Source organism: Rubellimicrobium arenae (assembly GCF_017916275.1).
GTDB classification, from domain to species: Bacteria; Pseudomonadota; Alphaproteobacteria; order Rhodobacterales; family Rhodobacteraceae; genus Rubellimicrobium; species Rubellimicrobium arenae.
The window spans coordinates 308,934-331,708 of the sequence record NZ_JAFMST010000002.1 but is presented as its reverse complement, the minus strand read 5'-3'; the positions used below and the strand labels follow the sequence as shown (position 1 = coordinate 331,708).

Genomic DNA, 22,775 nt, shown 5'->3' with positions numbered 1-22,775 from the left:
GCCCGGCGTCCTGCAGGCCGGGCACGAGGCTTCTGTCGCAGCGCATGTCATCGTCGTCCCTGGACGGACGAAGGGCCGGCGAGCGATGCGCTCCCGGCCCTTCCATCAGTTCATGATCGGCCACGAGCCCGGTCGCATCCTCCCGGGCAGGACGTCAAAGGCCCGGATAGATCGGGAACCGATGGCAGAGCGCCTCGACCTCGGCCTTCACCTTGGCCTCGACGGCGGCATCCCCCTGGCCGTCGGTGGCCTTGAGCCCGTCCACGACTTCGATGATCCAGCGACCAACCTGCCGGAACTCCTCCTCGCCGAAGCCGCGCGTCGTGGCTGCGGGCGAGCCCAGGCGGACGCCCGAGGTCACGGTGGGCTTCTCGGGGTCGAAGGGGACGCCGTTCTTGTTGCAGGTGATGTGCGCGCGGCCCAGGGCCTGCTCGGTCGCGTTGCCCTTCACGCCCTTGGGCCGCAGGTCCACCAGCATGAGGTGGGTGTCGGTGCCGCCGGTGACGATGTCGAGCCCGCCCTTCATCAACTCATCGGCCAAAGCCTGGGCGTTGGCCACGACGCGGCCCTGATAGTCCTTGAACGACGGATCCAGCGCCTCGCCGAAGGCAACCGCCTTGGCGGCGATGACGTGCATCAGCGGGCCGCCCTGGATGCCGGGGAAGATGGCCGAGTTGACCTTCTTCGCGATGTCCTCGTCGTTGGTGAGGATCATGCCACCCCGGGGGCCGCGCAGGGTCTTGTGCGTGGTGGTCGTCGCCACATGGGCGTGCGGGAAGGGCGAGGGGTAAAGCCCCGCCGCCACGAGGCCCGCAAAGTGCGCCATGTCCACGATCAGGTAGGCGCCCACGCTGTCCGCGATCTCGCGCATCCGGGCAAAGTCGATGACGCGCGGGATGGCCGATCCCCCGGCGATGATCGCCTTGGGCTTGTGCTGTTCGGCGAGTTGGGCGACCTGATCGTAGTCGAGCAGCGAGTCCTGCCGCCGCACGCCGTACTGGATGGCGTTGAACCACTTGCCCGACTGGTTGGGCTTGGCCCCGTGGGTCAGGTGGCCGCCGGCGTCGAGGCTCATGCCGAGGATCGTGTCGCCGGGCTGGAGCAGGGCGGTGTAGACCCCCTGGTTCGCCTGCGACCCGGAGTTGGGCTGGACGTTGGCGAAGCCGCAGCCGAAGAGCTTCTTGGCCCGCTCGATGGCCAGGTTCTCGGCGATGTCGACGAACTGGCAACCGCCGTAGTAGCGCTTGCCCGGGTAGCCTTCGGCGTACTTGTTGGTCATCACCGAGCCCTGCGCCTCGAGGACGGCGCGGCTCACGATGTTCTCGCTCGCGATGAGCTCGATCTCGTGGCGCTGGCGACCGAGCTCCTGCGCGATGGCGGCGGCGATCTCGGGGTCGCGGGCGGCAAGGGAGGTGTCGAAGAAGGCTTGGTCCAGCATCGGAAGTCCTTTCGGGCGGCTTGATGCCTCTTACCGGCTTGCCGCCCATGACGCGAGGCGCAAAACGACGCGCGCGCCGCCTCTTGCGAAGCCGATCGAGCGCTTGCGTTTCGTATCGTGGCAGCGGACAAACCCGGGGAAACCCCGGGGGGCTTGGCCAGGCGCATGACCGCGATCCGCATCAGCTTCGCCGCGAGCGAGACCCCCTTGGCCCGCGAAGCCCGCGACCGGCTCGCCGCGCGCTACGGCGACGTGTCGCTGGAGGAGGCCGACGTGGTGGTCGCCCTCGGCGGCGACGGCTTCATGCTCCAGACCCTTCATTCCGTGGAAGGGTCGGAAACGCCGGTCTATGGCATGAACCGGGGCACCGTCGGGTTCCTGATGAACACCTACCGGGAAAGCGACCTGCGCCAGCGCCTGGCGAGCGCCGAGCACGCCGTCATCAATCCCTTGCGCATGAGGGCCGCGCCCATCACGGGCGGGGTGCAGGAGGCCTTGGCCATCAACGAGGTGTCGCTGCTGCGCGCCGGTCCCCAGGCCGCCAAGCTGCGCGTGTCGGTGGACGGCAAGGTCCGCATGGAGGAGCTCGTCTGTGACGGCGCTCTGGTGGCCACGCCCGCCGGCTCCACGGCCTACAACTATTCGGCCCACGGGCCGGTGCTGCCCATCGGGGCCGAGGTGCTGGCCCTGACGGCCATCGCGCCCTTCCGCCCACGGCGCTGGCGCGGCGCCTTGGTCCCCAAGAACGCCGTCGTCCGCTTCGAGGTGATCGAGGCGGAAAAGCGCCCCGTGCGCGCCGACGCCGACTCCCGCCCCGTGCGGGACGTCGCCTGGGTCGAGATCGCCTCGGAGCCCGCGGTGCGGCATCACCTCCTTTTCGATCCCGGCCACGGCCTGGACGAGCGGCTGATCCGCGAGCAGTTCGCATGACGCTGGCGCTTTATGCGCTGGCCGCCGTGCTGGAGATTGCGGGGTGCTTTGCCGTCTGGGCCTGGAGCCGCGGCGGCGCCTCGGCCCTTTGGGTCCTGCCAGGGGTGGCCTCCCTCCTGGCCTTTGCCACGGTGCTCGCGCAATCCCAGGCCGTATTCGCCGGACGGGCCTATGCGGCATATGGCGGGGTCTATGTCGCGGCCTCGCTCGCCTGGCTCTGGCTGGTCGAAGGACAAAGGCCGGATCGCTGGGACCTTGGCGGCGGCGCCGTGGTCCTCCTGGGGGCGGCCCTGATCCTGCTTCCGCCCCGGCACGGTTGAGGTCGGGCCACCTCCTCCCGGGATATCGGATAACGCGCCTCCGGCGGCCGCGCGACAGCCGCTAGCGCCGCACGGATTTTGCCTGCTCTGCCGGGAGCCCCCTTCCTCATCGCATCGGACCCGGACGTCGGGCCGACGCAACGAGCCGGGCGCAAGGCCGCCCGTACGGGAGATCCACGATGACCCTCAGAACAATCCTCGCCAGCGCGGCCTTCGGTCTGTCGCTCGGGCTGGCCGCGGTGCCGGCGCTGGCCGATGGTGGTCGCAACATCGTCCGGCTGGACCAGTGGGGCCTGCACAACGGCGTGGGGCTGCGGCAGGACGGGGCCCGCAACCGCATGTCCATCACCCAGGACGGCTACCGCAACACGACCATCGCGACGCAGGACGGCGCAAGGAACCGCACCGTCGTCGGCCAGACCGGAGCCTACAACAGCACCACGACCTCCCAGGCGGGGCGCTGCAATGTCCTGGGGGTGGCGCAGTTCGGCTCGAGCAACGACGCGGACCTGGAGCAGGCGGGGCGCTGCAACGCCATCGGGGTGATCCAGACGGGCCGGAACGGCCACGCTACCGCCCGCCAGTACGGCAGCGGCAACGTCGCCGTCATCGTCCAGGACTGACCCCCCGTTCACCGCCAGGGGTGCGCGGCACGGCGCGCCCCCTTTCCAGGAGGACCTTCGATGATCACGCGATCCCCACTCCTCATGGCCTTCGCGGCCCTCGTCCTCACGGCCTGCGCCATGGCCATGGGCTCGACCGGACCGGCGGGCACGTCGGCGCGCGCGGCGCCGGTCCAGGGCACCGCGCAGGCCTTTCCCTTCACCTGTGCTCTCACGACGCGGCAGCAGGGCGGCGCCGTCGCGCTGGAGGGCCGCCTCGAGGCGACGGAGGCGGTCTCGGCCACCTATGCGCTCCGGGTGCGCGGCCCTGGGGTGTCCATCGACCAGTCGGGCGACCTGTCGATGAAGGCCGGAACCGACGCCGTGGTCGGCGAGGCCAGCGTCAATGGAGGGATGGTCGGCCTGGAGGCCAGCATGACCGTCACCTCGGAGGGACGAACGGTGGCCTGCCCCGTCCGGCCAGGCTGACTCCCCCCCCCGCCGCCCCGCAACGCAAGGGAGCCCGACCATGCTTCGGATCGCCGCCCTGCTTCTGTTCACCCTTCTTCCGATCGTTTCGGGGGCCGAGACCCTGTCCTACACATGGATGCCCCGCACCGAGCAGGAGGCCCGGTCGATCCGGCTGGGTCTCACGCTCCTGACCCTTCGGGACCGCCTGCGGAACGAAGGCGTCATCCGGCAGAGGGGAGATGCCAACAGCGCCACCCTGTCCCAGTCCGGGTCCGGCAACCGTGGCGCGATCTACCAGAGGGGACGCGATCACCGGGCCAGCCTCGATCAGACCGGCAACCGCAACGCCCATGTCATCATCCAAGGCGGCCAGGGCACCGCATCGGACGTCACCCAACAGGATGGCGATCTGGGGGTGACCCTCCAGTACGGCTGGTGAGCCGGGGAGGGGGCCAGACCGCAGGGCGGCCGGTCAGCTGTAGTGCTGGACCGGCGTGCCCGCGATGGCGCTCATGTTGAGGAGGCCGCGCGCCGTGATGGACGGCGTCACGATATGGGCGCGGTTGCCCATGCCCATCAGGATCGGCCCCACCTCCAGAGCGCGCGCCTTCATCTTGAGGATGTTGCGCACGCCCGACGCCGTGTCGGTCCCGGCGAAGATGAGGATGTTCGCCACCCCCTCAAGCCGGTTGCCCGGCAGAAGCCGTTCGCGCAGTTCGGGATCGAGCGCGGCGTCCACCGTCATCTCGCCCTCGTAGGCGAAGTCCGGCTCGCGCTGCGCGAGAAGGTCCATGGCCTGCCGCATCTTGTGGCCCGACGTGGTGTCGAGGTTGCCGAACTGGCTTTGGGAGCAGAGGGCCACCTTGGGGGTGACGCCAAAGCGGCGGGCGTGGCGGGCGGCACCGATGGCGGCGTCCACGACCTGCTCGGGCGTGGGATCGGGGTGGACCTGGGTGTCGGCGATGAACAGCGGGCCGTCCTCGAGGATCATCAGCGACAGGGCGCCCTGGGGCCGCAGGCCGCCGCGGGCCAGGACCTGCCGGACATAGGTGAGGTGCCAAAGGTACTGGCCGAAGGTGCCGCAGATGAGGCTGTCGGCTTCGCTCCGGTGGACCATGACCGCGCCGATGGCGGTGGCGTTCGTCCGCATGATCGCCCGCGCGGTGTCCGGGGTCACGCCGCGCCGGGCCATCAGCTCGTGGTAGGTGCCCCAGTAGTCGCGATAGCGCGCGTCGGATTCGGGGTTCACCAGCTCGAAGTCGCGGTCCGGGCGGATGGGCAGGCCCAGGCGGCGGCAGCGGACGTCCACGACTTCGGGCCGTCCGATGAGGATGGGCTTGTCGTCGGTCTCTTCCAGCATCGCCGCCGCCGTGCGCAGGACCCGCTCGTCCTCGCCCTCGGCGAAGACGATGCGGCGGGCGGCGTGCTTGGACGCCTCGAAGACAGGGCGCATGATGAGGGCGGAGCGGAAGACCGAGCCGTTCAGTTCGTCCCGGTAGGCGTCGAGGTCGGCGATGGGCCGGGTCGCCACGCCCGATTCCATCGCCGCGCGCGCGACCGCCGTGGCGACGACGCCCATCAGGCGCGGGTCGAAGGGCTTGGGGATCAGGTAGTCGGGGCCGAAGGTCATCTCCTCGCCGTGGTAGGCGGCGGCGGCCTCGGCCGAGGTGGTCTGCCGGGCCAACTCGGCGATGCCTTCGATGCAGGCCAGCTTCATCTCGTCGTTGATGGTGGTCGCGCCCACGTCCAGCGCACCCCGGAAGATGAAGGGAAAGCAAAGCACGTTGTTGACCTGGTTCGGAAAGTCCGACCGGCCCGTGGCGATCACGGCACCAGGGGCGGCGGCGCGGGCCGCGTCGGGCATGATCTCGGGCGAGGGGTTGGCGAGGGCGAAGATGATCGGGCGGTCGGCCATCTTGGCGACCATCTCGGGCTTGAGGACGTTCGGGCCGGACAGGCCCAGGAACATGTCCGCGCCCCCGATCACGTCGTCGAGCGTCGCGGGCGTGGTGCCCTGGGCGTAGGCGGCCTTCTGGGGCGTCATCTCGGCCTCGCGGCCCGCGTGGACCAGCCCGGCGAGGTCGCAGAGCCAGATGTTCTCGCGCCGCACTCCCAGCTTCACCAGCATGTCGAGGCAGGCGATCCCTGCCGCGCCGCCACCGGTCGAGACGACCTTGATGTCGGCCCAGTCCTTGCCGACGACGCGCAGGGCGTTGGTGGTCGCCGCGCCCACGACGATGGCGGTCCCGTGCTGGTCATCGTGGAAGACCGGGATGTTCATCCGCTCGCGGCAGATCCGTTCGACGGTGAAGCAGTCCGGCGCCTTGATGTCCTCGAGGTTGATGGCGCCGAAGGTGGGCTCGAGCGCGCAGACGATCTCGGCCAGCTTCTCGGGGTCGGCTTCGTTCAGCTCGATGTCGAAGCAGTCGATGTTGGCGAACTTCTTGAAGAGCACCGCCTTGCCCTCCATCACCGGCTTCGAGGCCAGCGCGCCGATGTTCCCAAGGCCCAGAACGGCCGTGCCGTTCGACACCACCGCCACGAGGTTCCCGCGCGAGGTGTAGTCGCGGGCCGTCTGCGGGTTCGCGCGGATCTCCAGGCAGGCCTCCGCCACGCCGGGCGAATAGGCGCGGGCCAGGTCGCGGCCGTTGGCCAGGGGCTTGGTGGCCCGGATCTCGAGCTTTCCGGGCCGCGGGAAACGGTGGTAGTCCAGCGCGGCCTGCCGCAGTCCGTCCTTGCCGTCGTCGGCCATGCTCGCTCTCCCGCGCCCGCCTGTTTTGGCTGCTATAAGCATGGCGCCGGGCCCTTGCAAAGGCATGACGCGGCCATCAGGGTTCCCCGCATCATGACCCTGACCCAAGCCGCCGAGATCCGCGCCGAGGCGCGGCTGCCCACCACGGACCTCCGGGCCGACCTGCCGTTCTTCACGCGAACCCTGAAGATGCGGCTCGACATGATCTACCCCGCCGACGACCCGGCGGTGGCGGTGCTCTCCGGCCACGGGCTGCGCGTCCGGCTGGTGCAGGAGCCCGGGACGCCGGGGATGCTGCGGCTCCTGACCGACGATGCTGGCTTTGCCGGCGGAGAGCGGGCGCTGACCTCGCCCGGCGGCACGCGGGTCGAGATCGATGAACTGAACCCGCCCCTCGTGCTGCCCGCGACGCAACACGCCTTTGTCGTGCGACGGCTGGCCGACCAGGCGCCCTGGGTCATCGGCCGCGCCGGGATGCACTACCGCGACCTGGTGCCGTCGCGGCTCGGCGGCGCGATGATCGCGTCCCACATCCGCATTCCGGACGGCGGGCCGGTGCCGGACATGGTGCATTTCCACAAGGTGGGCTTCCAGCTCATCTTCTGCATCAAGGGATGGGTGGATGTCCTTTACGAGGACCAGGGCGGGCCGCGCCGCCTTCATGCCGGCGACTGCTTCATCCAGCCGCCCCGGATCCGCCACCGGGTCCTCGAGGCCTCCGACGGCATCGAAGTGATCGAGATCGGCGTCCCCGCCGAGCACGTGACCGAGATCGACCATGACATGGCGCTGCCCACACCGCATCTCCGTCCGGACCGGGAATGGGATGGCCAGCGCTTCGTCCACAACCAGGCCGAGGGCGCGGTCTGGTCGCCCTTCCGTCTTGGGGGCTTCGAGGCGCGGGACACCACCATCGCCGACAACACGGGCGGCGTGGCCGGCGTGCAGGTCGTCCGTCCCGGCGCGGGCGAGGCGGGCTGGGCCACCCATGACGCCGACATCCTGTTCGGCTTCGTGATGCGGGGCGGCCTGACGCTGGAGGGCGAGGGCAAGGACGCCTACACCCTCTCCCAGGGCGACGCCTTCGTGATCCCGCCCGGGATGGCGACCCGATGGTCGGCCCCTTCGGAGGATCTGGAGCTGTTGGAAGTGGCCCTTCCGGGGCGCTTCGCGACAGCCCCGGCGAAAAACCCGGCGTAACGTCCCGGGCGGCCCGGGTCGCGCCGTCTTGCGCCGGACCCTCCGCCTGACCAGAGTTGCGGCCAAACGGAAGGAGCCAGCCCATGACGCTCGTCGAAGCCGCCGCCCAGGTGCGCGGGAACGCCTATGCGCCCTATTCCAACTTCAAGGTCGGCGCGGCGATCCGGGCCGGGTCGGGCCAGGTCTACCTGGGCGTGAACGTCGAGAATGCGGCCTACCCCGAAGGCACCTGCGCCGAGGCCGGGGCCATCGCGGCCATGGTCGCGGCCGGAGAGACCCGGATCGCCGAGGTCGCGGTGATCGCCGATGCCCCCCGGCCGGTCCCGCCCTGCGGCGGCTGCCGGCAGAAGCTGGCCGAGTTCGGGGCGGGCGACGTCAGGGTCACCCTGGCCACCACGCGCGGCGCCCGGCAGGAAACGACCGTGGCCGAGCTGCTCCCTGGCGCCTTCACGGACCGGGACATGGCATGATGGAACCCCGGCTCGACGCGCGCTGGGTGAACGGGCGGCTCCGGCGCGGGGAAACGCCCACCGAGAACGAGCTGCGCTGGTTCGCGCGCGGCCTGGCCAGCGGGGCCGTCACGGACGCGCAGGCCGGGGCCTTCGCGATGGCCGTGTGCCTGAGGGGGCTGGGAGAGCAGGGGCGGGTGGCGCTGACGCTCGCCATGCGGGACTCGGGGCGGGTGCTGGATTGGCGGCTCGACCGGCCGGTGCTCGACAAGCACTCGACCGGGGGCGTGGGGGATGCGGTGTCGCTGATCCTCGCGCCCGCGCTCGCGGCCTGCGGCGTGGCGGTGCCGATGATCTCGGGCCGGGGTCTGGGGCACACGGGCGGGACGCTGGACAAGATGGAGGCGATCCCCGGCGTCGAGCCCAAGGTGTCCGAGGACCGGCTGCGCCGGATCGTCGGCGAGGTCGGCTGCGCCATCGCGGGCGCCACCGCCGAGATCGCGCCCGCCGACCGGCGGCTTTATGCGATCCGGGACGTCAGCGGGACCGTCGAAAGCATTGACCTCATCACGGCCTCCATCCTGTCCAAGAAGCTGGCGGCTGGGCTGGACGGGCTGGTGCTGGACGTGAAATGCGGCTCGGGCGCCTTCATGAAGACGGATGCGGAGGCCTTGGCGCTGGCCGAGGCGCTGGTCGCCACCGCGAACGGGGCCGGGTGCCCGACGGCGGCTTTCGTCACCGACATGGACGAGCCGCTTTGCCCGGCCCTGGGCAACGCGGTCGAGGTGGCCTTGTGCCTGGAGGTGATGGAAGGCCGGCGGGAGGTCGCGCCGCGCCTGCACGACCTTACCGTGGCGCTGGGGGGACGCCTTCTCGCGCTGGCTGGTCAGTCCGAGGGCGAAGGCGAGGAACAGATTGCGCAGGCTATCGCCTCGGGCGCCGCCATGGAGCGGTTCGAGCGGATGGTCGCGATGATGGGCGGCCCGCCGGACCTGGCCTCCACCTGGCGCGGGCGGCTGCCCAAGGCCCCCGTCGTGATCGAGGTCCCCGCTGGCGAGGCCGGGGTCGTGGCCGAGGTGGACGGGGAGGCGCTTGGCCTCGCGGTCGTGGCCCTGGGCGGCGGGCGGACGAGGGAGACCGACCCCGTCGATCCTGCCGTGGGCCTGACCCAGGTGCTCAAGCGTGGCGCCCGGGTGTCGCAGGGGGAGCCGCTGGCCCTGGTCCATGCGCGCGACGAGGCGGCGGCCCGGGCGGCCGCCGACGCGGTCCGGGCCGCGATCCGGATCGGCCAGGCAGCCAGGATCGGACCCCTGGTGAGGGAGCGCGTGGGATGACGCGCGCCTTCCTGGTCGTCATGGATTCGGTGGGCATCGGCGGGGCGCCTGACGCCGACCAGTACTTCAACGGGGATCGCCCCGACACGGGCGCCAACACCATCGGCCATATCGCGGCCGAGGTGGGGCTGAAGGTCCCGACCCTCGCGCGGCTGGGGCTCGGCCCTGCGGTCAGGCTTGCCTCGGGGCTGGACCTGCCCGAGTTGACCGCCACCCCGGCCGGCGCCTGGGGCGCGGCGACGGAGATCAGCAGGGGCAAGGATACCCCATCGGGCCATTGGGAGCTCGCGGGGGTCCCGGTGCCCTGGGACTGGCATTACTTCCCCAAGGCAGAGCCCGCCTTTCCGCCGGATCTGGTGGCCGAGGTCTGCCGGCTTGCCGGAACGGACGGCATTCTCGGGAACAGGCATGCTTCGGGCACCGCGATCATCGACGACCTGGGCGAGGAGCATCTCCGGACCGGCTGGCCGATCTGCTACACCTCGGTCGACTCGGTCTTCCAGATCGCGGCCCACGAGGAGGCCTTCGGGCGCGACCGGCTGATCGACCTTTGCCGCGACCTGGCGCCGACGCTGCACAGGATGCGCGTGGGCCGGGTCATCGCCCGGCCCTTTATCGGCGGCCCGGGAAGCTTCAGGCGCACGCCCTACCGGCGCGACTTCGCCATTGCGCCGCCCGCGCCGACGCTCTGCGACTGGGTGCAGGGGGCCGGGCGGCGGGTCCATGCGGTAGGAAAAATCGGCGACATCTTCTCGATGCGCGGCATCGACACGCTGTCCAAGGGACCGGACCGGGAGCTGATGGAACACCTGCACCGGCTGGCCGCGGAGGCCGAGGACGGCTCGCTGACCTTCGCCAACTTCGTGGAGTTCGACACCGACTACGGCCACCGGCGGGATGCGGCCGGGTACGCCCGGCAGCTCGAATGGTTCGACGCCGGGATGGCGGAGCTGATCTCGCGGCTGAAGGCCGGGGACCTGCTCGTGATCACGGCCGACCATGGCAACGACCCGACCTGGAGCGGCACCGACCATACGCGCGAGCGGGTCCCGGTGCTGATTCACGGGATCAGCGCGAGGGGGCTGGGCCTGATGGGGTTCGCGGATGTGGGCGCGTCCGTGGCGGCGCACCTGGGGGTGCCCGCCCAGGGGCAGGGGAGGAGCGTGCTGTGAGCTGGAAGGACCTTTCCAAGGTGGAACTGCACCTCCATCTGGAGGGTGCCGCGCCGCCCAGCTTCATCCGCGGCATGGCCGCCGAGAAGTCCATCGACATCTCGGGTATCTTCGACGAGCGGGGCGGCTACCGCACGGGGAGCTTCGAACATTTCCTGAAGGTCTACGAGGCCGCCTGCTCCGTGCTGACCTCGCCCGAGGACTACCGGCGCCTGACCCTGGCGGTGCTGGAGGAAAGCGCCGCGAACGGCGTCGTCTATTCCGAGGCCTTCGTTTCCCCTGACTTTTGCGGGGGCGGGGACGTCGAGTCCTGGCGCGACCACATCGCCGCCATCGAGGACGCCGCCTGCGAGGCCGAGGCCAGGGCCGGGATCACGCTGCGGACCATCGTGACCTGCATCCGGCATTTCGGGCCGGACAAGGCCAAGCGCGCGGCGCTCTGCGCGGCCGAGACGATGGGCGGGTTTGTCACCGGATTTGGGATGGCCGGGGCCGAGACGGTGGGCGCCCCCAAGGATTATGCCTGGAGCTTCGACCTCGCGCGCGAGGCGGGGCTGAGGCTCACCTGCCATGCGGGCGAATGGGGCGGGCCCGGCATGGTCGCCGACACGCTGCGCGACCTGCGCCCCGAACGGATCGGGCACGGGATCGCGGCGGCCAGGGACCCCGCCCTCATGGAGCGCATCGCCGAGGCGGGCGTGGTCCTCGAGGTGTGCCCCGGATCCAACGTCTACCTGGGCGCGGTGCCATCCTGGCAGAAGCACCCCATCGAGACCCTGCGCGCGCGCGAGGTGAAGGTTACGGTGTCCACGGACGACCCGCCGTTCTTCGGCACCACCATGACGCGCGAATGGGAGATGCTGGACAAGACCTTCGGCTGGAACGAGGGCGACCTGACGGAGCTGAACATGGTGGCGCTCTCGGCCGCGTTCTGCGACGAGGCGACAAAGGACCGGATCAGAAAGACGCTGGAGGCCGCATGACCGACATCCCGAACACCCCGCCCGGAACGCCCGCGCCCGTCACCGTCGTCGATCATCCCCTGGTGCAGCACAAGCTCACGCTCATGCGCGAGCATGACACGTCCACCGCCTCGTTCCGGCAGCTCCTGCGCGAGATCAGCCTCCTCCTGGCCTATGAGGTCACCCGGACCCTGCCGATGACGACCAAGACCATCCAGACGCCGCTGGTCGAGATGGAGGCCCCCACCATCGAGGGCAAGAAGCTGGCCCTCATCTCGATCCTGCGGGCCGGGAACGGGCTCATGGACGGAATCCTGGACCTCATCCCGGCGGCGCGCGTGGGGTTCGTGGGGCTTTACCGCGATCCGGAGTCGCTCCAGCCGGTGCAGTACTACTTCAAGGTGCCGCAGCATCTGGAGGACCGGACCTGCATCGTCGTGGACCCCATGTTGGCGACCGGCAACTCGTCGGCGGCGGCCGTGGACCTGCTCAAGAAGTCGGGGGCGCGGGACATCCGGTTCCTTTGCCTTCTGGCCGCGCCCGAAGGGATCGCACGGATGCAGGAGGCGCATCCGGACGTGGCCATCGTCACGGCGGCCATCGACAGCCACCTCAACGACCACGGCTACATCGTGCCGGGGCTCGGGGATGCGGGCGACCGGATGTTCGGGACCAAGTAATCATCGATTCCGCAACGGAGTGTTGACGCAAGGGCGGCTATCGCCGCCCGACTCGCTTGGGCATGGGTCGGCCAGCCCAACGCGGAGGAACGATGACGGTGGCAGGGCCGGCATGGCTGAGGACTGGACGGCTCTTCGGGGCCGCCGTCGCGCTGGCTGCCGTGACAGGCGTGACGATCGCCCAGGTCGGGCCCCTCGGGCGGTGGCACGCCATGGCCTGTGCCGGCGCGCCTGCGAAGCCCGCCTGCCTGTCCCAGTCCAGCGGCACCTCCAGCGCCAGCCTGCGGCGGACCGCCAAGGCCGCAACTCCGCTGCCGCCGCGGCATGGCCCCGAGGGCGTGGCCCCGGCCCGTCCGGCCTGGCTGGATCCGCTGCCCGATCCGGCGACGGCCCGGCGGATCGTGGCGCCCAGTCCCGATCCGCGGCCTGCTGCGGCGATGGCCGTTTCGGCGCACCCCGCCAGGACCGGGCCGGTGGAAACGGCAGCGCTCCAGACGGTCCCGCGGCCCGCGCCGGTCAGCGGTGGCGGAGGGGCGGCTCATCGGGACGCCCGTCCGGTCTATGTGCAGGTCGGCGCTTACGCACAGCTGTCCAATGTGCAGCGGACCATTGCGGCGCTGCGCGCCCTCGGTTTCGCGGTGGGACTCCGCGACGGTTTCTTGGCCCAGGTCGCGGCGGGTCCCTTCGCCACGTCCGAGGATGCGCAGGCCGCGCTTCGGACGCTGCATCGCGCCGGGTTCCCCGACGCCTACGTGACCCGCTAGCGGGTCAGCCCCCCTGGCAGATGTCCTGAAGTGCCACCCATTCCGAATCCGAGATGAGGATCGGTGCCTCCCCGCCTGCATAGGCGTCGGTTTCCACCAGATCCTTGACCGCCTCGCCCGTCGGATCCCTGTCCATCGCATAGGGCGTGATCGGAACCTCGGCCTGCGCAAAGGCGGGGCCGAGCGTCCCGGGCCCGGGGTCCGGCATCGGAGCCTCCAGGAGATCGCCGGCATGGGCCTCGACGGCATCCGGGTCGAGGCTGCCGGTCGCCAGCAGACGGACGAGGGCAATGGTCCCGACATCGTCGAGCAGCAGGGCCAGCGGGTCGGTCCCGCCCGTCGCGGCCTCGGCCACGAGGAGCTGGCCCGCGACGACCGCCGGCTCGGCGGCCCGCTCCACCATCTCGCGCGACAGGACGATGATCCCCCCCGGAAGGGCGAGCGGGCTGGCCGGACCCGTCGGAAGGACGACAGCCTGTCCGCCCTGGCCCAAGGTCCGGTCATGAAGGTGGCGCAGCGCCTCGGCCCCGAGCGGGTCCCGGCAGGCCGGTCCCAGGCGGCGCTGGAGATGCCCCAGAAGCGTGGCCCCGATCTCGATCCGCTTGGGGGCCGGAAGGACCGTCAGCGCCTCGCGCCGGAGAGCGCCGGGCAGCCAGAACAGGACCAAGGCCAGCACCAGGGCCGCCGCGCCGCCGGCAACCATGCGGCGCAGCCGGGGCGGCACCCCGCGCCTGTGCGACACGGCGGCGCGCACCGTCTCGATGGCCGAGACCATGATGTCGTCATCGATCTCCAGGGTCTCGGACCCGGCCTCGTCAGGGGCGAACAGCGCCGGCGAGCCGCCGGGATTGAGCCGGATCACCGCCGGAAGCGACCAGTGCGCCAGGGGCTGGCCCGAGCTTTCGCCCAGGACCAGGGTGGCGTTGCCGAAGGACACCAGAACCTCGCGACCCGCATCCGTCGGGCCCGCACGCCAGAGGCCCGTGGTTTCGAGACGGGCATATCGGGACAGCGCGGTCATGATCCTCGGGGCGTGACTTCGCGGGCACCTTATCCTGCCCGGCGCGGGAAGGGGAAGGTGGGGCGGCTGGATCCGGGCATGTCGCAATCGGGCGATCCGCGTCCGGCGCCAACGGCTAGGAGAGGGAAAATCCCTCAAGGAGGCAGGCATGGAGGCGGCGGCGAACCGGCCCGCGCAGGCGGCGGCGCTGGTTGTGGGCGCGATGGCGCTGTTCGGGCTCATCGACAATTTCATGCGACTGGCGGCCGAGGAGGGCGGCCTCTGGCAGTTCCACTTCCTCCGCGGCCTGATCGCCCTGGCCATCCTGCTGCCCGCGGCCTGGCTCTGGGGCGTGCGGCTTCGGCCGCTCCAGCCGGGGCGGGTGGGGCTGCGGTCGGTCCTGAACTCGCTCGCCATGGTGATCTACTTCGGCTGCCTGGGCTTCATGCCGATCGCGCAGGTCGTGGCCGGGCTGTTCACGGCCCCGCTCTGGGTCGTCCTGTTCTCGATCCTCCTGTTCGGCGAACGGGTGGGACCTTGGCGCCTGTCGGCGGTGGCCCTGGGCTTCGCGGGCGTCCTCCTCGCGCTCGGGCTCCGGACCGAGGATCTGTCCGGCTGGTCGCTGCTGCCCGTCGTGGCGGGGGCGCTCTACGGGCTCGGAAACCTCGTGACGCGGAAATGGTGCGCGGACGAGGGGACCCTGACGCTGCTGGGCGGGTTCTTCGGGCTGATGTCGCTGTGGGGGGCGCTGGGCTGCCTGTGGCTCTGGGTGCATCCGCTTCCGGTTCCGGCGGGCTCGGACGGGTTCATCACGCGGGGCTGGGTCGCCCCAGAAGGGATCTTCCTCCTCGTGATCGCGATGCAGGCGGTCGGATCGGTGGTGGGCGTGGGCATGTCCATCCGGGGCTACCAGATCGCGAACGCGACGCTGGTCTCGGTGATGGAGAACACGCTCCTTGTATTTGCGACGCTGTGGGCCATCGCGCTCTGGCGCGAGGTTCCGGGTCCGCTCGAGGCGCTGGGACTCGGGCTCGTCACCTTGGCCGGAATGCTGATCGCGCTGCGCGAACCCCGGGCGATGGCCGTGCGGGACGAGGTCTGAGCCTGCCCTGCCGGCAAGTGGCCTCCGTCGCGCGGAGGCCCTGCATCGGCCGGCGGTTCAGGCCGCCTTGGCGGTTCCCGAACCGAAGCGCCCGTAGAAGGTCTCGCCGCGGTCGGCCATCTCGCGCAGGAGCCGGGGCGCGGCAAAGCGATCGCCGTGCCGGGCCGCCAGATCGTCGCATTGCCGGACGGCCTCGCGGGCGCCCAGGATATCGAGCCAGGAGAACGGTCCGCCGGACCAGGGGGCGAACCCCCAGCCCAGGATGGCGCCCACGTCGCCTTCGCGGATGTCGGTGAGGACGCCGTCCTCCAGCGCGCGAACCGCCTCGAGCACCTGGGCAAAGAGAAGCCGGTTCTGCACCTCCTTCAGGTCCGGCTGATCGTCGGCAGCGGGGAAACGGCGGGCCAACTCGGGCCAGAACCCGGTCCGCTCGCCTGAATCGTCATAGGCGTAGAAGCCGGCCCGCGCTTTGCGGCCCAGCCGTCCTTCCTCCGTCATCGGGAACAGGACGCGGTCCACGTCGTCGTCGCGGTAGGCGTCGCCCAGCGCGGACTTGGTGGCCCTGGCGATCTTCACCGCGAGATCGAGCGAGATCTCGTCGATGAGCTGGAGCGGCCCGACCGGCATCCCCGCCAGCTTGGCCGCGTTCTCGACGAAGACGGGGGGCACGCCCTCGGCCACCATGCGGACGCCCTCGTTCAGGTAGGGGATGATGCAACGGTTGGCGTAGAAGAAGCGGGCGTCGTTGACGATGATCGGCGTCTTGCCGATCTGCCGCGTGAAGTCGAGCGCCTTGGCCACGGCCAGGTCGCCGGTCTCGCGGCCCCGGATCACCTCCACCAGCTGCATCTTGTCCACCGGCGAGAAGAAGTGGATGCCCACGAACCTCTCGGCGCGGTCCGCGGCGCGGGCGAGGTCCGAGATCGGCAGCGTCGAGGTGTTTGTGGCGATGATGCAGTCCGGGCCGACATGGGCGAGGAGGCCGCCGATCACGTCCGCCTTCACCTTGGGATCCTCGAAGACCGCCTCCACCACCAGGTCGCAGCCTGACAGGGCCGCGTAGCCGGTCGTGGGCGTGATGCGCGACAGGACCTCGGCCTTCTTCTCGCCGGTGATCCGGCGGCGCGACATGTCCTTGTCGAGCAGCGTCTCGCTGTGACCCTTGCCGCGCGCGGCCGCCTCCTCGCTTGAATCGACGAGGACGACCTCGATCCCGGCCTGGGCGGCCACATGGGCGATCCCGGCGCCCATCATGCCCGCCCCGATCACCCCCAGCCGCTTGACCTTCTGGTCGGGCAGCCCAGGGCGATTGGCCCCTTTCTGGAGGGCCTGCATGTTCAGGAACAGCGACCGGATCATCGCCGAGGAGGAAGGGTTCATCAGGATGTTCGTGAACCACCGCGCCTCGATCCGGAGCGCGGCGTCGAAGTTGACGAGCGCGCCTTCGTAGACCGCGGACAGAAGCGCCTTGGCGTTCGGGTAGGCGCCCCAGGTCTTGCCGTTCACCATGGCCGAGGCGCCCACGAAGGTCATGTAGCCCGCCGGGTGGTAGGGGGCGCCGCCCGGCATCTTGTAATCCTTGCGGTCCCAGGGCTTGGACAGGTCCGTGCCCACGGCCGACAGCACCCAGGCCCGTGCCCGCTCCAGCAACTCGTCCGGCGGGACCACCTCGTCCACGATCCCGGCGAACTTGGCGGCCTGCGGGTCCATCGTCCGGCCTTCCAGCAGGTAAGGCGACGCGCCCATGGCCCCCAGCTTGCGGACGAGGCGCGTGGTGCCGCCCGCGCCGGGAAAGATGCCGACCTTGATCTCGGGCAGGCCGATCTTGGCGCGCGGATTGTCGGCGGCAAAGATGCGATGGCAGGCGAGGGGGATCTCCAGCCCGATGCCCAGCGCCGTCCCGGGCAGCGCCGCGGCGACCGGCTTGCCCCCGGCGTTGGTCTTGGGCGCCATACCCGCCCGTTCGATCCGGCGCAGCGCGTGGTGCATCGACATGATGCCATCGAACAGGCCCCGGGCGGGCTCGTCCCCGGCGTTGTCCTTCATGGCCGCGATCACGGCCAGGTCCATCCCGGCCGCGAAGTCCTTCTTGCCGCTGGTGATGACCAGGCCCGCCACGGCGGGATCCTCGAGGGCCTGCCGGACCAGCGCATCGAGGTCGCGCAGCGAATCGAGGTTGAGGACATTCATCGATCGGCCAGGCACGTCCCAGGTGATGACCGCGACGCCCTGGTCGTCCGTCTGCATGGTGAAGTCGGTCATGGGGCTGGGCTCCTCCGGAGGGCGAATGGGAATGCGGACTGGCTCGGCGTCGGGCAGGGGCCGCGGGGCCGGTCCCGGGTCAGGCGCAGTCGGCCTGGGCGGCGAACGGGGGCACGTGGACCACGTCGAGCATCTCGATGGTCAGCGTCCCCCAGGGGTTGCGGGCAAGATAATAGAGCGAGCCGTATTCGTCGGGCACGCACTGGTCGCGGAACTCGTACTCCCAGCGAAGCCAGACCCGGAACCGTTCCTTGCGTGGCATCTCGATGGCCGCGATGCGGGGAATCATCGCGGTCAGGCCCCGCTGGATGGCATCGGCGTGACGCATCGCCAGAAAGGCCTCCATCATGGCGGCGTTGCGCATCACCACCAGCCCGCCCTGCACCTCCACCGGGCACGGATAGGCCCAGGATCCGGTCATCTCCCGGATCCGCCCCTGGACGAAGAGGTCGCCCAAGCGCTGGAAGAAGGCGCTGACCGGCTGCGGTTTGCGGTCCAAGCGGTTCATCTGACCTCCCCGGCGCCGGATGGGCGGCGCGCCACGGACCACGGGCGGGGGTTCCGTGGGAAGAGCATAGACCAGCCCGGACCGGTTCCCCAAGCATCCAGGTCCCCAGGGCTAGACCCGCTCGATGATCGTGGCGGCGCCCATGCCGGAGGCGACGCACAGGGTGGCAAGGCCCACGCCCTGCCCGCGCCGCTCCAGCTCGTCGAGCAGGATGCCGATGATGATCGCGCCCGTCGCGCCCAGCGGGTGGCCCATGGCGATCGCGCCGCCGTTGACGTTGACGACCTCGGGATCGAGGTCGAACGCCTGTATGTAGCGGAGCGCCACGGCGGCGAAGGCTTCGTTGATCTCGAACAGGTCGATGTCCGAGGTGGTCATCCCCGATTCCCGAAGGATCTTCTCGGTGGCGGGCATGGGGCCGGTCAGCATGATCGATGGGTCCGACCCCACCTTGGCCGTGGCCCGGATGCGGGCGCGGGGCCGCAGGCCGTGCCGTTCCCCGAACTCCTTGCTTCCCAGCAGGAGGCCCGCCGCGCCGTCGACGATGCCCGACGAGTTGCCGGCGTGGTGGATGTGGTTGATCCGCTCCAGCTCCGGGTAGCGCATGATCGCGACCTTGTCGAAGCCGGGCATCACCTCGCCCATGGCGCGGAACGACGGCTCCAGTGCGCCGAGGGCCTGCATGTCCGTGCTGGGGCGCATGTATTCGTCATGGTCGAGGATGGTGAGGCCGTTCTGGTCCTTCACGGGCAGCACCGAGCGGGCAAAGCGCCCGTCGTCCCAGGCGGCCTTGGCGCGTTTCTGCGACTGGACGGCAAAGGCGTCGGCCTCGTCCCGGGAGATGCCGTGCATGGTGGCGATGACGTCGGCGCCGATGCCCTGCGGCAGGAAGTAGGTGCCCATGGCCAGCGTCGGATCGACGGCGATCGCCGCCCCGTCCGAACCCATGGGCACGCGGCCCATCATCTCCACGCCGCCGGCGATGTAGGCGTCGCCCGCGCCGCCTCGGATCTGGTTCGCGGCCAGGTTCACCGCCTCCATGCCGCTCGCGCAGAAGCGGTTGATGGCGAGGCCGGGCACGGATTCGGCCAGCGACGAGGCCAGCACCGCCGACCGCGCCAGGCAGCCGCCCTGTTCGCCGACCTGGGTCACGTTGCCCCAGATCACGTCCTCGATGGCGTCGGCCGGAAGGTCGGCGCGCTCCCGCAGCGCATCCAGCACCTGCGCCGACAGGCGCACCGACGTGACCTCGTGCAGCGCCCCGTCGGTCTTGCCCTTGCCGCGCGGGGTGCGGATCGCGTCGTAGATGTAGGCCTCTGGCATGGCGTCCTCTCAGGCGGGGGTCCGGTCGGCGGGCGATCCGGGCATCATGTCGTAGGGGTGCTTCCAGCCCGGGAGGGCCTGGATGCGGGAAAGCCAGGCGTCGATGGCGGGCCATTTCGCCCGGTCGAAGCCGAAGGGCTCGGGATAGAACAGGTAGCCGCAGCAGGCGGTGTCGCCGATCGTGACCTCGTCCCCCGCAAGGAAGGGGGTCCGCTCGAGCTGCGCCTCCAGCACCCTGTAGGCCGCGGCGAGGCGGCCGTTCAGCCACTCGATGACGGCGGCCTCCCGCTTGAGCGGGTCGAGGAAGTTCATGTGGAAGCGCAGCGCACCCGCCTGCGACGAGACCTTGTGGTTGTCGAAGAAGACCCAGCGCAGCGCCTCGGCCCGGTTCCCCAGGAGCTTGCCCGTCGTCTCGGCCGCCCAGAGCTGGATGGTGCCGGACTGGGTCAGCCTGACGTCCGGGCCGACGAGGACGGGCACCTCGCCCATCACGTTGATCTCGCGATACGCGGGGCTGCGGGTCTCTCCGTGGAAGAAGTCCACGTAGACCGGTTCCCAGTCGAGTCCGCATAGCGTGAGCGTGAGCGCCGCCTTGTAGGCGTTGCCGGACTCGCCGAAGCAGTAGAGCCGGAAGGTCATGCCCGTGCCCCCGGCCTGATCCGACCCGTTCGATCGTCCATGCGTTCGGTCCCCCTGCGCCGTTCCGCGTTGTCGGGCAGCCTAGAAGCTCGCGGCCTCCAGCGCCATCACCGGTGCGGCCCCGGAGGTGATCCGCGCCAGGTGCATCCCCGTCGCCGGGAGCTGCCGGGCGGCATGATAGCGGGCCGTGGCCAGCTTGGCCTCGTAGAAGGCCCGGTCCCCGGCCCCTTCCGACAGGCTGGCCTTGGCCGCGACCGCCATCCGCGCCCACATGTAGCCCAGGCAGACATGCCCCATCATGTGCATGAAGTCCGTGGCCCCCGCGAGCGCGTCGTTCGGGGCCTTTCCGGCGGCCTGCATGAAGAACATCGCCGCCGCCTGCAGGTCCTTGGACGCGGCCTTGAGCGGGTCCAGCACCCCGGCCTTCAGGTCCGCGTCGCCCTCATGGGCCTTGATGAAGCCCTTGATCATGTCGAAGAAGGCCATGACCGGCCGGCCGCCATCCGAGGCCAGCTTGCGCCCCACGAGGTCGAGCGCCTGGATGCCGTTCGCGCCCTCGTAGATCATGGCGATGCGGGCGTCGCGGACGAACTGCGACATCCCCCATTCCTCGATGTAGCCATGCCCGCCATAGAGCTGCTGGGCGGCCACCGTCATCTCGAAGCCCTTGTCGGTCAGGAAGCCCTTGAGCACCGGGGTGAGCAGCGAGATCAGCGCCTCGGCGTCCTGATCGCCCGTGCGATGGGCGCGGTCGATCAGGGTCGCGCCCCAGTAGGTGAAGGCCCGGGCCCCCTCGCAGAAGCTCTTCTGCTCCATCAGGGACCGGCGCACGTCCGGGTGGACGATGATCGGATCCGCGAGGCCGCCGGGGTTCTTCGCGCCCGTCAGGTCGCGGCCCTGGAGCCGTTCGCGCGCGTAGCCCAGCGCGTTCTGGTAGGCGATCTCGGCCTGCGCCATGCCCTGCATGGCGACCCCCAGCCGGGCCTCGTTCATCATGGTGAACATGGCCCGCATGCCCTTGTGCTCCTCGCCCAGGAGGAAGCCGGTCGCGCCGTCGTAGTTCATCACGCAGGTGGCGTTGCCGTGGATGCCCATCTTGTCCTCGAGCTTCCCGCAGGCCACGCCGTTGCGCGCCCCCAGGCTGCCGTCCTCGTTGACGAGGAACTTCGGCACGATGAACAGGGAGACGCCCTTCGTGCCGTCCGGTCCGCCGGGGATCCGGGCCAGCACGAGGTGGATGATGTTCTCGGTGAGATCATGCTCGCCCGAGGAGATGAAGATCTTCTGGCCGGTGATCGCATAGCTGCCGTCGCCGTTCGGCGTCGCGCGCGTCCGCATGATGCCGAGGTCGGTCCCCGCATGCGGCTCGGTCAGGTTCATGGTGCCGGACCATTCGTGCGTGGCCAGCCGCGGCAGGTAGGTGGCCTTCTGGGCCTCGGTCCCATGGCTCCGGATGGCGGAATAGGCGCCGTGCGTCAGGCCCTGGTACATGTTGAAGGCCATGTTCGCGGAAACGAAGGCCTCCTGCGCGGCGGTGTGCATGACGTAGGGCAGCCCCTGGCCGCCATGCTCCGGATCGCAGTCGATGGAGGTCCAGCCCCCCTCGCGCATGGCGCGCATCGCATCCTGGAATCCCGTGGGCGTGCGGACGACACCGTTCTCGAGCCGGCACCCCTCGCGGTCGCCCACGGCGTTCAGGGGAAGGAGAACCTCGGCGGCCACCCGGCCCGCCTCCTCGAGGATGGCCCCGGTCATGTCGCGGTCGAGATCCGCGTAGCCGGGGCAATCGTCCTCGCTGACCCGAAGCACCTCATGAAGGACGAACTGCATGTCCTTGATCGGGCTTTGGTAGATCGGCATTCCCGGTGGTCCCCCTGTCAGCGTCCCGTTCAGGCGGCGGTGGCGTGCTTCCCCGGCCGCGCGAGTTCGGCCCGACCCCAGTCGAGCTGTTCCCGTAGTTCCTTGATCGTCCGGTCGAGCTCGGCGCGCTGCGCCTCCATCTCGTGGAGATGGCGCTCCGCCACCTCGCAGGTGCGTTCCAGCTGCTCCATCCGGCCCTTGCCGCCGTTCCAGAGGTCCAGGAGCTGCCGGATCTCCTCGAGGGAGAAGCCGAAGCGCTTGCCCCGCAGGATCAGCGTCAGGCGCGCGCGGTCCGACTTGGTGAACAGCCGCTTGGTCCCTTCGCGGATCGGGAACAGCAGCTCCTTCGCCTCGTAGAAGCGCAGCGCCCGGGCTGTCACGTCATACTGCTCGCACATCTCGCGGATGGTCAGAAGTTGGTCGGTCATTCGGGTTGGCCCTCTTGTTCTTGCCGCCACGTGAGAAAGCGGCAAATGGGCCGAACGCCTTCTTCTTACAAGCAAGTTTACCCGTCATGTCAGCGTTACGCGACGTCACGCCGCAGCGTGACGGCACGTCGGAAACGAAGCGATCAGCGCCGTTCCAGGATCTGGACCGTGTGGTCCCGCAGCTGTTGCAGGTCGGCGATGGTGTCCTCGAGCTGGCGCTTCTGCTCCCCCAGCTCGGCCAGCTGCCGGTCGGCTCCGTCGAGGAAGCGGCGCATCTGCGCCTCCGTCCCTTCTTCCTCGTAGATGAGGAGCCACTGCCGGATCTCCTCGAGCGAGAAGCCGAAGCGCCGCCCGCGCAGGATCAGCGTCATGCGCGCGACCTCCCGGGGCCCGTAGAAGCGGGCGCGGCCCTCCCGCTCGGGCGAGAGCAGCTCGATGTACTCGTAGTAGCGCAGCGTCCGGGGTGTCACGTCGAAGCGCGTGCACATCTCCTTGAAGGAAAGACGGGTCTCGGGTTTCGCGTCTGCCATGGGTCCTCGCTGCGCCTGCAGCCTAGTCCCTTGGCGGAACACGGGCAAC

General features: G+C 70.2%; 23 protein-coding genes. 13 read left to right on the top strand and 10 right to left on the bottom strand.

Features of this window, described 5'->3' with window-relative positions; translation table 11 throughout:
- Positions 1 to 154: 154 nt before the first annotated feature.
- Positions 155 to 1,438 carry a serine hydroxymethyltransferase gene (gene glyA, locus J3P31_RS04240; RefSeq protein WP_210527151.1) on the bottom strand — a complete coding sequence of 428 codons (1,284 nt, stop codon included), beginning with the start codon at positions 1,436 to 1,438 and terminating at the stop codon, positions 155 to 157.
- 165 nt (positions 1,439 to 1,603) lie between these two features.
- Between glyA and J3P31_RS04235 the strand changes: the two genes are divergently transcribed.
- The 5 genes from J3P31_RS04235 (at position 1,604) to J3P31_RS04215 (ending at position 4,200) form a co-directional block, all read left to right on the top strand.
- Positions 1,604 to 2,368, top strand: coding sequence for an NAD kinase (locus tag J3P31_RS04235; RefSeq protein ID WP_210527150.1), 765 nt, complete (start codon positions 1,604 to 1,606; stop codon positions 2,366 to 2,368).
- Entirely contained in the window at positions 2,365 to 2,688 is a 324-nt protein-coding gene (locus tag J3P31_RS04230; RefSeq protein ID WP_210527149.1) for a YnfA family protein, read from the top strand. Before J3P31_RS04235 ends, J3P31_RS04230 begins: the two co-directional genes overlap by 4 nt.
- A gap of 179 nt (positions 2,689 to 2,867) precedes the next feature.
- Positions 2,868 to 3,311, top strand: a complete 444-nt coding sequence (locus J3P31_RS04225; protein WP_210527148.1) for a hypothetical protein — start codon at positions 2,868 to 2,870, stop codon at positions 3,309 to 3,311.
- 60 nt (positions 3,312 to 3,371) lie between these two features.
- The gene (gene csgH, locus J3P31_RS04220; protein WP_210527147.1) at positions 3,372 to 3,779 is read left to right on the top strand and encodes a curli-like amyloid fiber formation chaperone CsgH; all 408 of its coding nucleotides are present in this window, start codon (positions 3,372 to 3,374) and stop codon (positions 3,777 to 3,779) included.
- A 40-nt stretch (positions 3,780 to 3,819) separates the two neighbouring features.
- Complete coding sequence (locus J3P31_RS04215; protein ID WP_210527146.1) at positions 3,820 to 4,200, top strand: hypothetical protein; 381 nt, start codon at positions 3,820 to 3,822, stop codon at positions 4,198 to 4,200.
- Between the two features lie 33 nt (positions 4,201 to 4,233).
- On the opposite strand, the gene J3P31_RS04210 is transcribed toward J3P31_RS04215, so the two are convergent.
- The gene (locus J3P31_RS04210; RefSeq protein WP_210527145.1) at positions 4,234 to 6,513 is read right to left on the bottom strand and encodes an NADP-dependent malic enzyme; all 2,280 of its coding nucleotides are present in this window, start codon (positions 6,511 to 6,513) and stop codon (positions 4,234 to 4,236) included.
- A 93-nt stretch (positions 6,514 to 6,606) separates the two neighbouring features.
- On the opposite strand from J3P31_RS04210, the gene J3P31_RS04205 reads away from it, so the two are divergent.
- The 7 genes from J3P31_RS04205 (at position 6,607) to J3P31_RS04180 (ending at position 13,074) form a co-directional block, all read left to right on the top strand.
- The gene (locus J3P31_RS04205; RefSeq protein WP_210527144.1) at positions 6,607 to 7,713 is read left to right on the top strand and encodes a cupin domain-containing protein; all 1,107 of its coding nucleotides are present in this window, start codon (positions 6,607 to 6,609) and stop codon (positions 7,711 to 7,713) included.
- Between the two features lie 83 nt (positions 7,714 to 7,796).
- Complete coding sequence (locus J3P31_RS04200) at positions 7,797 to 8,183, top strand: cytidine deaminase (RefSeq protein WP_210527143.1); 387 nt, start codon at positions 7,797 to 7,799, stop codon at positions 8,181 to 8,183.
- Positions 8,180 to 9,496: a thymidine phosphorylase gene (locus tag J3P31_RS04195; protein WP_246849264.1), complete on the top strand. Its 1,317-nt coding sequence runs from the start codon at positions 8,180 to 8,182 to the stop codon at positions 9,494 to 9,496. Before J3P31_RS04200 ends, J3P31_RS04195 begins: the two co-directional genes overlap by 4 nt.
- Positions 9,493 to 10,668 carry a phosphopentomutase gene (locus J3P31_RS21300; RefSeq protein ID WP_246849263.1) on the top strand — a complete coding sequence of 392 codons (1,176 nt, stop codon included), beginning with the start codon at positions 9,493 to 9,495 and terminating at the stop codon, positions 10,666 to 10,668. Before J3P31_RS04195 ends, J3P31_RS21300 begins: the two co-directional genes overlap by 4 nt.
- Positions 10,665 to 11,651, top strand: coding sequence for an adenosine deaminase (locus J3P31_RS04190; RefSeq protein ID WP_368373011.1), 987 nt, complete (start codon positions 10,665 to 10,667; stop codon positions 11,649 to 11,651). Before J3P31_RS21300 ends, J3P31_RS04190 begins: the two co-directional genes overlap by 4 nt.
- On the top strand, positions 11,648 to 12,310 hold the full coding sequence (gene upp / locus J3P31_RS04185) for a uracil phosphoribosyltransferase (protein WP_210527141.1): 663 nt from the start codon (positions 11,648 to 11,650) through the stop codon (positions 12,308 to 12,310). Before J3P31_RS04190 ends, upp begins: the two co-directional genes overlap by 4 nt.
- Positions 12,311 to 12,402: 92 nt before the next feature.
- Positions 12,403 to 13,074, top strand: coding sequence for an SPOR domain-containing protein (locus tag J3P31_RS04180; RefSeq protein WP_210527140.1), 672 nt, complete (start codon positions 12,403 to 12,405; stop codon positions 13,072 to 13,074).
- A gap of 4 nt (positions 13,075 to 13,078) precedes the next feature.
- Here the strand turns inward: J3P31_RS04180 and J3P31_RS04175 are convergent, their stop codons facing one another.
- Complete coding sequence (locus tag J3P31_RS04175; protein WP_210527139.1) at positions 13,079 to 14,095, bottom strand: hypothetical protein; 1,017 nt, start codon at positions 14,093 to 14,095, stop codon at positions 13,079 to 13,081.
- Between the two features lie 148 nt (positions 14,096 to 14,243).
- Between J3P31_RS04175 and J3P31_RS04170 the strand changes: the two genes are divergently transcribed.
- The gene (locus tag J3P31_RS04170) at positions 14,244 to 15,176 is read left to right on the top strand and encodes a DMT family transporter (RefSeq protein ID WP_210527138.1); all 933 of its coding nucleotides are present in this window, start codon (positions 14,244 to 14,246) and stop codon (positions 15,174 to 15,176) included.
- Positions 15,177 to 15,233: 57 nt separating this feature from the next.
- Here J3P31_RS04170 and J3P31_RS04165 read toward each other — a convergent pair whose 3' ends face one another.
- The 7 genes from J3P31_RS04165 to J3P31_RS04135 form a co-directional block, all read right to left on the bottom strand.
- Complete coding sequence (locus J3P31_RS04165) at positions 15,234 to 17,438, bottom strand: 3-hydroxyacyl-CoA dehydrogenase NAD-binding domain-containing protein (RefSeq protein ID WP_210527137.1); 2,205 nt, start codon at positions 17,436 to 17,438, stop codon at positions 15,234 to 15,236.
- 79 nt (positions 17,439 to 17,517) lie between these two features.
- Entirely contained in the window at positions 17,518 to 17,946 is a 429-nt protein-coding gene (locus tag J3P31_RS04160; RefSeq protein ID WP_210527136.1) for a hypothetical protein, read from the bottom strand.
- A gap of 111 nt (positions 17,947 to 18,057) precedes the next feature.
- Positions 18,058 to 19,269: an acetyl-CoA C-acetyltransferase gene (locus J3P31_RS04155; RefSeq protein ID WP_210527135.1), complete on the bottom strand. Its 1,212-nt coding sequence runs from the start codon at positions 19,267 to 19,269 to the stop codon at positions 18,058 to 18,060.
- A 9-nt stretch (positions 19,270 to 19,278) separates the two neighbouring features.
- Positions 19,279 to 19,908 (bottom strand): glutathione S-transferase family protein, encoded by a 630-nt coding sequence (locus J3P31_RS04150; RefSeq protein ID WP_210527134.1) that lies wholly within the window; start codon positions 19,906 to 19,908, stop codon positions 19,279 to 19,281.
- A gap of 81 nt (positions 19,909 to 19,989) precedes the next feature.
- The gene (locus tag J3P31_RS04145) at positions 19,990 to 21,768 is read right to left on the bottom strand and encodes an acyl-CoA dehydrogenase C-terminal domain-containing protein (protein WP_210527133.1); all 1,779 of its coding nucleotides are present in this window, start codon (positions 21,766 to 21,768) and stop codon (positions 19,990 to 19,992) included.
- Between the two features lie 29 nt (positions 21,769 to 21,797).
- A complete protein-coding gene (locus J3P31_RS04140) occupies positions 21,798 to 22,196 on the bottom strand; it encodes a MerR family transcriptional regulator (protein WP_210527132.1) in 399 nt (132 codons plus the stop codon).
- Between the two features lie 143 nt (positions 22,197 to 22,339).
- The gene (locus J3P31_RS04135) at positions 22,340 to 22,726 is read right to left on the bottom strand and encodes a MerR family transcriptional regulator (RefSeq protein ID WP_210527131.1); all 387 of its coding nucleotides are present in this window, start codon (positions 22,724 to 22,726) and stop codon (positions 22,340 to 22,342) included.
- Positions 22,727 to 22,775 lie beyond the last annotated feature (49 nt).

Excerpts from the sequence above, each read along its gene's own strand:
- glyA (WP_210527151.1), bottom strand. The coding sequence starts at position 1,438 with ATGCTGGACCAAGCCTTCTTCGACACCTCCCTTGCCGCCCGCGACCCC.
- J3P31_RS04235 (WP_210527150.1), top strand. The coding sequence starts at position 1,604 with ATGACCGCGATCCGCATCAGCTTCGCCGCGAGCGAGACCCCCTTGGCC.
- J3P31_RS04230 (WP_210527149.1), top strand. The coding sequence starts at position 2,365 with ATGACGCTGGCGCTTTATGCGCTGGCCGCCGTGCTGGAGATTGCGGGG.
- J3P31_RS04225 (WP_210527148.1), top strand. The coding sequence starts at position 2,868 with ATGACCCTCAGAACAATCCTCGCCAGCGCGGCCTTCGGTCTGTCGCTC.
- csgH (WP_210527147.1), top strand. The coding sequence starts at position 3,372 with ATGATCACGCGATCCCCACTCCTCATGGCCTTCGCGGCCCTCGTCCTC.
- J3P31_RS04215 (WP_210527146.1), top strand. The coding sequence starts at position 3,820 with ATGCTTCGGATCGCCGCCCTGCTTCTGTTCACCCTTCTTCCGATCGTT.
- J3P31_RS04210 (WP_210527145.1), bottom strand. The coding sequence starts at position 6,513 with ATGGCCGACGACGGCAAGGACGGACTGCGGCAGGCCGCGCTGGACTAC.
- J3P31_RS04205 (WP_210527144.1), top strand. The coding sequence starts at position 6,607 with ATGACCCTGACCCAAGCCGCCGAGATCCGCGCCGAGGCGCGGCTGCCC.
- J3P31_RS04200 (WP_210527143.1), top strand. The coding sequence starts at position 7,797 with ATGACGCTCGTCGAAGCCGCCGCCCAGGTGCGCGGGAACGCCTATGCG.
- J3P31_RS04195 (WP_246849264.1), top strand. The coding sequence starts at position 8,180 with ATGATGGAACCCCGGCTCGACGCGCGCTGGGTGAACGGGCGGCTCCGG.
- J3P31_RS21300 (WP_246849263.1), top strand. The coding sequence starts at position 9,493 with ATGACGCGCGCCTTCCTGGTCGTCATGGATTCGGTGGGCATCGGCGGG.
- upp (WP_210527141.1), top strand. The coding sequence starts at position 11,648 with ATGACCGACATCCCGAACACCCCGCCCGGAACGCCCGCGCCCGTCACC.
- J3P31_RS04180 (WP_210527140.1), top strand. The coding sequence starts at position 12,403 with ATGACGGTGGCAGGGCCGGCATGGCTGAGGACTGGACGGCTCTTCGGG.
- J3P31_RS04175 (WP_210527139.1), bottom strand. The coding sequence starts at position 14,095 with ATGACCGCGCTGTCCCGATATGCCCGTCTCGAAACCACGGGCCTCTGG.
- J3P31_RS04170 (WP_210527138.1), top strand. The coding sequence starts at position 14,244 with ATGGAGGCGGCGGCGAACCGGCCCGCGCAGGCGGCGGCGCTGGTTGTG.
- J3P31_RS04165 (WP_210527137.1), bottom strand. The coding sequence starts at position 17,438 with ATGACCGACTTCACCATGCAGACGGACGACCAGGGCGTCGCGGTCATC.
- J3P31_RS04160 (WP_210527136.1), bottom strand. The coding sequence starts at position 17,946 with ATGAACCGCTTGGACCGCAAACCGCAGCCGGTCAGCGCCTTCTTCCAG.
- J3P31_RS04155 (WP_210527135.1), bottom strand. The coding sequence starts at position 19,269 with ATGCCAGAGGCCTACATCTACGACGCGATCCGCACCCCGCGCGGCAAG.
- J3P31_RS04150 (WP_210527134.1), bottom strand. The coding sequence starts at position 19,908 with ATGACCTTCCGGCTCTACTGCTTCGGCGAGTCCGGCAACGCCTACAAG.
- J3P31_RS04145 (WP_210527133.1), bottom strand. The coding sequence starts at position 21,768 with ATGCCGATCTACCAAAGCCCGATCAAGGACATGCAGTTCGTCCTTCAT.
- J3P31_RS04140 (WP_210527132.1), bottom strand. The coding sequence starts at position 22,196 with ATGACCGACCAACTTCTGACCATCCGCGAGATGTGCGAGCAGTATGAC.
- J3P31_RS04135 (WP_210527131.1), bottom strand. The coding sequence starts at position 22,726 with ATGGCAGACGCGAAACCCGAGACCCGTCTTTCCTTCAAGGAGATGTGC.